Annotated in this window: 7 protein-coding genes; 3 read left to right on the top strand and 4 right to left on the bottom strand. The window is 73.6% G+C overall.

Annotated features, from left to right (window positions below; genetic code table 11):
• Positions 1-363: 363 nt before the first annotated feature.
• The 3 genes from ACZ7LY_RS30710 to ACZ7LY_RS30700 all read right to left on the bottom strand — a co-directional run bounded on the left by ACZ7LY_RS30710 (position 364) and on the right by ACZ7LY_RS30700 (position 2,714).
• Positions 364-1,230, bottom strand: a complete 867-nt coding sequence (locus ACZ7LY_RS30710; protein WP_471628008.1) for a PhzF family phenazine biosynthesis protein — start codon at positions 1,228-1,230, stop codon at positions 364-366.
• Positions 1,231-1,341: 111 nt separating this feature from the next.
• The gene (locus tag ACZ7LY_RS30705; protein WP_471628007.1) at positions 1,342-1,800 is read right to left on the bottom strand and encodes a lamin tail domain-containing protein; all 459 of its coding nucleotides are present in this window, start codon (positions 1,798-1,800) and stop codon (positions 1,342-1,344) included.
• Positions 1,801-1,925: 125 nt separating this feature from the next.
• Positions 1,926-2,714, bottom strand: coding sequence for an SDR family oxidoreductase (locus ACZ7LY_RS30700; protein WP_471628013.1), 789 nt, complete (start codon positions 2,712-2,714; stop codon positions 1,926-1,928).
• A gap of 163 nt (positions 2,715-2,877) precedes the next feature.
• On the opposite strand from ACZ7LY_RS30700, the gene ACZ7LY_RS30695 reads away from it, so the two are divergent.
• Positions 2,878-4,509 carry an alkaline phosphatase D family protein gene (locus tag ACZ7LY_RS30695; protein WP_471628006.1) on the top strand — a complete coding sequence of 544 codons (1,632 nt, stop codon included), beginning with the start codon at positions 2,878-2,880 and terminating at the stop codon, positions 4,507-4,509.
• Between the two features lie 451 nt (positions 4,510-4,960).
• Here ACZ7LY_RS30695 and ACZ7LY_RS30690 read toward each other — a convergent pair whose 3' ends face one another.
• Positions 4,961-5,965 (bottom strand): Gfo/Idh/MocA family protein, encoded by a 1,005-nt coding sequence (locus ACZ7LY_RS30690; protein ID WP_471628005.1) that lies wholly within the window; start codon positions 5,963-5,965, stop codon positions 4,961-4,963.
• A 105-nt stretch (positions 5,966-6,070) separates the two neighbouring features.
• Between ACZ7LY_RS30690 and ACZ7LY_RS30685 the strand changes: the two genes are divergently transcribed.
• Both ACZ7LY_RS30685 and ACZ7LY_RS30680 read left to right on the top strand, forming a co-directional pair.
• Positions 6,071-7,450: a multidrug effflux MFS transporter gene (locus ACZ7LY_RS30685; RefSeq protein WP_471628004.1), complete on the top strand. Its 1,380-nt coding sequence runs from the start codon at positions 6,071-6,073 to the stop codon at positions 7,448-7,450.
• Positions 7,393-8,589 (top strand): serine hydrolase domain-containing protein, encoded by a 1,197-nt coding sequence (locus tag ACZ7LY_RS30680; RefSeq protein WP_471628003.1) that lies wholly within the window; start codon positions 7,393-7,395, stop codon positions 8,587-8,589. Before ACZ7LY_RS30685 ends, ACZ7LY_RS30680 begins: the two co-directional genes overlap by 58 nt.
• The last annotated feature ends 9 nt before the right edge of the window (positions 8,590-8,598 follow it).

The following is an 8,598-nucleotide window of genomic DNA, read 5'->3' as shown; positions in this document are numbered from 1 at the left end:
CTCAAGCAACTCCCATTCCTCATCAGTCAGTTCATGACGACGCACCATCACTCCATACTGCCCCCGGCACGACACTTTGACGACACGCCCTAGGGAGTTCTCCGGCGAGGGCCCCTTGCAGTGACCGTTCGCGCAGTTCCCCGCGCCCCTGGGGAGTCATCCGGCGGAGGCTGCTTGTAGCTGAGGTTGCGCAGTTCCCCGCGCCCCTATCGGGGCCCGGGGGAGGTGGCGACGCAGTCGCCCCTTCAGGGGCGCGGGGAACTGCGCACAACGGTCAGGACAGCCGACCTTCGCTGGAGGACTCCCCAGGGGCGCGGGGAACTGCGCGGGAAGCCCCACCGGGGCGGAAGGTGATCGGCGACCTCAGGGGTGCGGGATCGGGACCGCCGTGCCGGAGACCTGGACTCCCGCCTGCCCCGCCCGGAGGGCCACCCTGAGAACCCCGGGCCGCCCCATGTCCGCCCCCTGAAACAGCGTCAGTTCCACATCCCCCGCCCCCACAACCCCCCGCACCCGCAGATACGCCCCGAACGCCGCCGCCGCGGCCCCCGTCGCCGGATCCTCCACGACTCCGCCCACCGGGAACGGATCCCGCACATGGAACGTCGTCCCGTCCTCCCGCCACACGAGCTGAAGCGTCGTGAGGTCCAGCCGCCGCATCAGCGCGGCCAGCCGCTCGAAGTCGTAGGAGAGGTCCGCGAGCCGCGCCCGCGTCCGCGCCGCCAGTACGAGATGCCGGGCCCCCGCGTAAGCGATACGCGGCGGCAGTTCCGGGTCGAGGTCGGCGGCCGGCCAGTCCAGCGCGGCCAGCGCCTCCGCGAGATCGGCCTCGGCGACCTCCTCGACGTACGGCTCGACGGAGGTGAGCGTCGCGCGCGCGAGCCCGTCGGCGCCGGTGGCCACGGCGACCGGCACCTCGCCCGCCGGGGTGTGGAAGAGGAAGTCGCCGGTGCCGTCCCGCTCGGCGAGGGCGACCGCCGTGGCGACGGTCGCGTGACCGCAGAACGGCACCTCGGCCGCGGGGCTGAAGTACCGCACGGTGTGCGCGCGGGCCCCGGCCGCGCTCCCGGCGGGCGGCGCGGTCACGAACGCGGTCTCGCTGTAGCCGAGGTCCGCGGCGATCCTCAGCATGGCCGCGTCGTCGAGGCCGGCGGCGTCCAGGACGACGCCCGCCGGGTTGCCGCCCGCGGGGTCGGAGGTGAAGGCGCTGTAGCGCAGCACATGGGTCATGCCCGCATTCTCGTCCGCGCGGCGCCGGCGTGGACGGCCGGGAGGGGGCGGCCCCGCGGCGCCGCCGCGGAACCACCCCCTCCGTCCCCCCTGGCCCCCCCGGGCCATCGGTCAGTGGCAGCTGATGCCGCCGCTGCCCATGAGGTTCCACGAGCAGGAGTCGAGCTGGCTGCCGCTCGGCTTGATCAGGCGGGCCTTGTCGCCGGTGTTGTTCCACACGTACGCGCGCCGCCCCCAGTAGCGCACGCCGGACGCGTCGTCGCCCCGGCCGGTGCGGACCTTGACGGTCTTGCCGGCGCCGATCTTGTAGCTGCCGAAGGTGTACGTGTAGCCCGTGTTGTCCTTCAGCTTGTAGCCCTTGAGCTGGATCGCGGAGCGCGAGGAGTTGTGGATGTTGACCCACTCCGCGTTCAGCGAGGAGTTGCTCCGGTTGTCGGGGCCGGGGCTGTCGTACTGGATGTATCCGAGGTGCAGTCCGCCCTGGTGGGCCGAGGCGGGCGTCGCGGCGAGCAGGGTGCCCGCGAGAGCGGCGGCGGCGAGGACGGCCGGGGCCGCGGAACGTATGCGCAAGATGTGCTCCGGATGTGAAGTTCTCGTGGAGAACGTTGAGCATACGGCGCGGAGCATCCCCCGTCGGTACGGAAGGAAGAACTCCACTTGTGCAGATTCACCCCGCCGCCCGACAGGCGCCGCGCTCAGCCCCGCCCGACGTACGGCATGGCGGTGGCGAGGACCGTGGCGAACTGCACGTTCGCCTCCAGCGGCAGCTCCGCCATGTGCCGCACCGTACGCGCCACATCGGCCACGTCCATCACCGGTTCGGACGCCAGCTCGCCATTGGCCTGGAGGATGCCGGACTGCATCCGCGCGGTCATGTCGGTGGCCGCGTTGCCGATGTCGATCTGCCCGCACGCGATCCGGTACGGCCGCCCGTCCAGCGACAGCGACTTGGTCAGGCCGGTCAGTGCGTGCTTCGTCGCCGTGTACGCGATCGAGTGCGGGCGGGGCGTGTGCGCCGAGATGGAACCGTTGTTGATGATCCGCCCGCCCTGCGGCTCCTGCTCCTTCATCTGGCGGAACGCGGCCTGCGCGCACAGGAACGCCCCGTTGAGGTTGGTGTCGACGACGTGCCGCCACGCCTCGTACTCCAGTTCCTCCACCGGCACCCCGCCCGGCCCGAACGTACCCGCGTTGTTGAACAGCAGGTCCAGATGGCCGAACCCCTCGCGCACCGCCGCGAACAGCCGCGCCACGGCCTCCGGGTCGCTCACGTCCGTCACCACCGCGAGGGAGTCCGCGCCCGGCGCGAGGGCCGCCGTCTGTGCCAGGGGCTCCGGGCGCCGCCCGGCGAGGGCCACCCGCCAGCCGCCGCGCAGCAGTTCCAGGGCCACGGCCCGCCCGATGCCCGAACCCGCGCCGGTCACCACGGCTGTCCGGGCCCGTCCGGTGTGGCGCGCTTCGCGTTCCGTCCGATCGTCGATCATGTCGCTCATGGGGCCGCAGCGTAGGCCGGGACGGACATCCGCAGATCACCGATCCGCCATGTGGCTGTTGTGTACGCGACAGGCGGCCGTCGTCCCGGGCCACTGCAATCGCACTGACCGCACGACAGCCGTACCCGACAGCCGTCGTCAGGGGAGGGGTCCCATGCCGTACGTACCTCAGCACGCGCCCGCACTGCGGGCGGCCGCCCGGCACCTGGGCCGCCGCCGGTTCCTCACCGGCACCGGAGCCGCCGTCGCGCTCGCCTTCGCCGTGAACCTGCCCGGCACCGGCACGGCGGCCGCCGCCGAACTCGACGGCGCGAAGCTGCCCGCCGACCCGTTCACCCTCGGCGTCGCCTCCGGCGACCCGCTGCCCGGCTCCGTCCTGCTGTGGACCCGGATCGCGCCGAGCCCGTACGAGACCGGCGGCGGACTGCCCGCCAAGCGCGTCGCCGTGCGGTGGGAACTCGCCCTCGACGACCGGTTCCGGCGCGTCGTCAGACGCGGCACCGCGACCGCCCACCCCGAGTTCGACCACACCGTGCACGTCGAGGTCGAGGGCCTCGCGCCCGGCCGCGTCTACTACTACCGCTTCCGCGCGGGCGGCTTCGTCAGCGAGACCGGCCGCACCCGCACCGCGCCCGCCCTCGGCACCGAGGGCGGCGCCCTCACCCTCGCCGCCGTCTCCTGCCAGGCGTACCACGACGGCTACTTCACCGCGTACCGGCACCTCGCCGATGACGATGTCGATGTCGTCTTCCACCTCGGCGACTACCTCTACGAGTACGCCGTCGACGCCGCCGGAGGCGCCCGCAAGTACACCGACCGCGTGCTGCCCGCCGTCTTCAACCGCGAGACGGTCACCCTGGAGGACTACCGGCTGCGCTACGCCCTCTACAAGACCGACCCCGACCTGCGGGCCGCGCACGCCGCGCACCCCTTCGCCGTCACCTGGGACGACCACGAGACGGAGAACAACTACGCGGGCGACGTCTCCGAGGACGGCGACCCGCCCGCCGAGTTCCTGCTGCGCCGCGCCTCCGCGTACCGCGCGTACTGGGAGAACATGCCGCTGCGCCGGCCCCAGTTGCCCTCCGGGCCCGACGCCCGCCTGTACCGGCGGCTGCACTGGGGGCGGCTCGCCCAGTTCGACATCCTCGACACCCGGCAGTACCGCACCGACCAGGCCAACGGCGACGGCTGGAAAGCGCCGACGCCCGCGTCCGAGGCGGCCTCGCAGACGCTGCCCGGGTTCACGCAGGAGCGGTGGCTGATCGACGGGTGGCGGCGGTCGCGGGCCCTGTGGAACGTCGTGCCGCAGCAGGTCACGTTCTCCCGCCGGAACAACCCCGCCGCCGGGAACACCACGCTGTCCATGGACTCCTGGGACGGATATCCCGCCTCCCGCGAGCGGGTCCTGCGCGGGGCGGAGGCCGCCGGCGTCGAGAACCTCCTCGTCCTCACCGGGGACGTCCACGTCTCCTACGCCATGGACATCAAACGGGACTTCGCCGATCCCGGGTCGCGGACCGTGGGGGCGGAGATCGTCACGACGTCCGTCACGAGCGGGAAGGACGGGGTTGCGCGGCCGGCGAACTGGGCGGGGTATCTGGCCCGGAACCCTCATATGAAGTTCTACAACGGGTTGCGGGGGTACGCGACGGTTCGCCTTTCCGGCGGGGAGGGGGAGGCGGTCTTCAAGACGGTCTCCGGGGTGAGCCGGCCGGGGGCTCCGCTCGGGGTGGCGGGGGTGTTCGCGTTGCGCGCGGGCGAGCCGGGGCTCCGGCCGTCGTGAGTCGGGCGGCTTCATCGTCTGACGGCCCCGTCGTGGCTGGCCGCGCAGTTCCCCGCGCCCCTGGGGAGCCTTCCAGCGGAGGCCGGCTGCCCTGAACGTCGCGCAGTTCCCCGCGCCCCTGACGGGGCGCTGCCCCTTGGTGTCGTCGTTCACCTGCGGGTCGGTCGTGGCTGGTCGCGCAGTTCCCCGCGCCCCTGGGGAGCCTTCCAGCGGAGGCCCGCTGCCCTGAACGTTGCGCAGTTCCCCGCGCCCCTGGAGGCGGGGCTTCGCCCCTGCCTCCCCCGATAGAGGTAGCGCACGAAGTGCGCACCGAAGGGGCGCGGGGAACTGCGCGAGAAGCCCCACCGGCCGTCAGGCAACGAACCACGGGCAGGCCCACTACCTCAGGGGCGCGGGGAACTGCGCGACCAGCCCGAGTGGGCCCGCAGAGGGAGACAGGCCCAGGGCGATTTCAGGTCACCGCATCCGCAGGCAGGTGGACGCCCGCTGACGCCCGGACGCGGTCCAGCGTGCGCATGACCGCAAGCGTGCCCGTCAACGGGACGAGGGAAGATTCCACCGCACCCCCGCGCAGGCACCTCATCACCTCCCGCGCCTCATGGCGAAGGGAAGAACGAGGCCCGTCCGAGGGCGCCGCCACGAACTCCTCCGGCTCCCTCCCCTCCCGCCGCAGAACGAACCGCTCCGGGTAGAAGAACCCCTCCGGCACATCGATCCGCCCCGAGGAACCCGTCACCGACGCCGTCACCCCCGTACCCGCGTTGATCGCACAGTGCAGAACCCCCCGCGCCCCGCTCGCCCACGACAACAGCATCCCGGTCTGGAGATCGACCCCCTCGGGCGACAACTGGGCCGACGCGGCGACCTCCTCCGGCTCCCCGAGGAGCAACTGCGCGAACGACACCGGGTACACCCCGAGATCCAGCACCGCGCCACCCCCTTGCGCGGGGTCCCGGAGCCGGTGCGAGGCGGGGAAGGGCCCGGCGAGCCCGAAGTCGGCCTGCACGGTGCGCACCTCACCGATCGCCCCGTCGTCGACCAGCGCCTTCAGCCGCCGTACGAGGGGGTTGCAGTACATCCACATCGCTTCCATGAGGAAGACGCCGCGGGCCCGCGCGAGGGCGACCAGTTCCTCCGCCTCCCGCGCGTTCAGCGTGAACGCCTTCTCGCACAGCACCGCCCGCCCCGCGTCCAGGCACAGCCCGGCCGCCTCCCGGTGCGCGGAGTGCGGCGTGGCGACGTACACCACGTCCACGTCCTCGTCGGCCGCGAGCGAGGCCCAGTCGCCGTACGCCCGCCCGATGCCGAACCGGTCCGCGAACGCCTTCGCCGACGCCTCCGAGCGGGACGCCACGGCCACCACCTCCGCGTCCGGCAGCTCCAGCAGGTCCGCCGTGAACGTCGCCGCCATCCCGCCGGTCGCCAGAATCCCCCACCGCACCCGATCCACCGCCATGCCCACCCACTCCACCCAAGTTGGTCTCGACCACTGCGCAGAGCTGAGAGCATAGGTAATCGCACGTACGACCGGGAGAGTCGAAGGGGAACGGGGAGCGCAGCGATGGCGGACAGCGGGAGCACGACCGACCGGACGACACCCCCCAGCCCGCCGGCGCGAAAGGCACCCCCGAGCCCGCCGACGCAGAAGGCACCCCCGAGCCCCCCGGCGCGGAAGGCACCTCCGCCCGCTGCCCGCGCGGCGGCGATCCGGACCGGGTTCCTCGTCACGCTCGTCCTCGGCGGCCTGACGGCCGTACCGCCGCTGTCCATGGACATGTACCTGCCGGCGCTGCCCCAGGTCACCGGCGCCCTGCACACCTCCGCCGCGACCGCGCAGCTCACCCTCACCGCGTGCCTGACCGGCATGGCGCTCGGGCAGCTCGTCGTCGGCCCGATGAGCGACAAGTGGGGCAGGCGCCGCCCGCTCCTGATCGGCCTGCTCGTCTACGTCGCCGCCACCGCGATCTGCGCCCTCGCGCCGAACGCCGCGCTGCTCATCGCCTTCCGGCTGCTCCAGGGCCTCGCCGGGGCCGCCGGCATCGTCATCGCCCGGGCCGTCGTCCGCGACCTGTACGACGGCGTCGCCATGGCCCGCTTCTTCTCCACCCTCATGCTGATCTCCGGCGTCGCCCCGATCGTCGCGCCGCTCATCGGCGGGCAGGTCCTGCGCGTCACGGACTGGCGGGGCGTCTTCGTCGTCCTCACCGGCGTCGGCATCGCGCTCACCGCCCTCGTGTGGAAGGCGCTGCCCGAGACCCTCGCCCCCGAGCACCGGCACGCGGGCGGCACCAAGGAAGCGCTGCGCACGATGCGCGGCCTGCTCGCCGACCGCGTGTTCGCCGGGTACATGATCGCGGGCGGCTTCGCGTTCGCCGCGCTGTTCGCGTACATCAGCGCCTCGCCGTTCGTCATCCAGGAGATCTACGGGGCCTCGCCCCAGACCTTCAGCCTGCTGTTCGGGCTGAACTCCGTCGGCCTGATCGCCGCGGGCCAGCTCAACGGCAAGGTCCTCGTCGGCCGCGTCAGCCTCGACAAGGTCCTCGCCGCCGGCCTCGGCCTGATCGTGCTCGCCGCCGCGTTCCTGCTGCTCGTGGCCTCCGGCGCGTTCGGCGCCCCGCGCGCCCTCGGCCTGCTGCCCGTCTCCGCCGGCCTGTTCGTGCTGATGGCGTCGATGGGCCTCGCCACCCCCAACACCAACGCGCTCGCCCTGCTGCGCACCCCGCACGCCGCCGGCTCCGCCTCCGCGCTGCTCGGTACGACCTCGTTCCTCATCGGCGCCATCGCCTCGCCGCTCGTCGGCATCGCGGGCGAGCACACCGCCGTGCCGATGGCGCTGGTCCAGCTCGTGTGCGGGCTCGCCGCCGCCGGCGCCTTCCTCGGCCTGTGCCGCCCCTGGCAGCGCTCCGCCTCCGCCCCGGCCGGGGAGGTGACGGAGCCCTGAGCAGCCCCGCGCGCCTCAGACGCGGCACGCCCGCACGGGCCGGCCTCGACCCCGCACAGCTCACCCGCCTCGTCCGTGACGTACGGCTGCTGCCCGAGGGCCCGAGCCCCTGGTGCGCGGGCGCCGTCCTCGTCGCGGGGCGCGGGCCGGTCATCGCCGCCGAGGCCGCCTGCGGCTGGGCCGTGCGCTACAAGGCGTACGACGACAAGACCGGCCGGGGCGTCGAACTGCCGGCCGACGCGCGCGTCCCGATGACCGTGGACACGCCCTTCGACCTGGCCTCCCTCACCAAGCTGTTCACGTCCGTCGCCGCCGTGCAGCAGATCGAGCGCGGCACCCTCGGCATCGACGCGAAGGTCGGCGCCTACCTCCCCGACTTCACCGGCGCCGCCCGGCACGGCGTCACCGTCCGCCAGCTCCTCACCCACACCTCGGGCCTGCGCCCCGAACTGCCCCTGTACGACGCCTCCGACACCGCCGCCCGCATGGCCGCGCTGCGCGCCGAGGCACCCTCGTCGGCGCCGGGGGAGTACCGCTACTCCGACCTCAACATGCTGCTGCTCCAGCACGTCCTCCAGCGCCTCACCGGCCGCCCCCTCGACGTCCTGATCCGCGACGGCATCACCCGGCCCCTCGGCATGCACGCCACCTCGTTCGGGCCCCGCCCCGAGGCCGCCGCCACCGAGGACCAGCAGCGGCCGCGCGCCAAGGCCGACCGGGGCATGCTGCGCGGCGAGGTCCACGACGAGAACGCGTGGGCGCTCGGCGGCGTCGCCGGGCACGCCGGCCTCTTCTCCACCGCGCACGACCTCGCCGTCCTGTGCCGCGCCCTGCTCGGCGGCGGCTCCTACGGCCCCGCCCGCATCCTCGGCCCCGACCTCGTCGACCTCATGCTCCGCGCGCCCGGCCTCGGCTTCCTCGTCGACCAGCCCTGGTTCATGGGCGAACTCGCGGGGCGCGGCGCGGCGGGCCACACCGGGTTCACGGGGACGTCCCTGGTCATCGACCCGGCCACCGACACGTTCCTCGTGCTGCTCGCCACCACCGTCCACCCGCGCAGGCGCGCCGCCGACAGCGGGCCGCGCGCCGCCGCGGCCACCCGCCTCGCCCGGGCCGTCGCCCCGCTCGGTGCCTTCTGAGGATCCGGC

It is taken from the genome of Streptomyces sp. NPDC107550, assembly GCF_055639095.1.
Note: the sequence above shows the minus strand (reverse complement) of the source record. Positions and strands in the feature narration are given on the sequence as shown.

Excerpts from the sequence above, each read along its gene's own strand:
- ACZ7LY_RS30710 (WP_471628008.1), bottom strand. The coding sequence starts at position 1,230 with ATGACCCATGTGCTGCGCTACAGCGCCTTCACCTCCGACCCCGCGGGC.
- ACZ7LY_RS30700 (WP_471628013.1), bottom strand. The coding sequence starts at position 2,714 with ATGATCGACGATCGGACGGAACGCGAAGCGCGCCACACCGGACGGGCC.
- ACZ7LY_RS30695 (WP_471628006.1), top strand. The coding sequence starts at position 2,878 with ATGCCGTACGTACCTCAGCACGCGCCCGCACTGCGGGCGGCCGCCCGG.
- ACZ7LY_RS30690 (WP_471628005.1), bottom strand. The coding sequence starts at position 5,965 with ATGGCGGTGGATCGGGTGCGGTGGGGGATTCTGGCGACCGGCGGGATG.
- ACZ7LY_RS30685 (WP_471628004.1), top strand. The coding sequence starts at position 6,071 with ATGGCGGACAGCGGGAGCACGACCGACCGGACGACACCCCCCAGCCCG.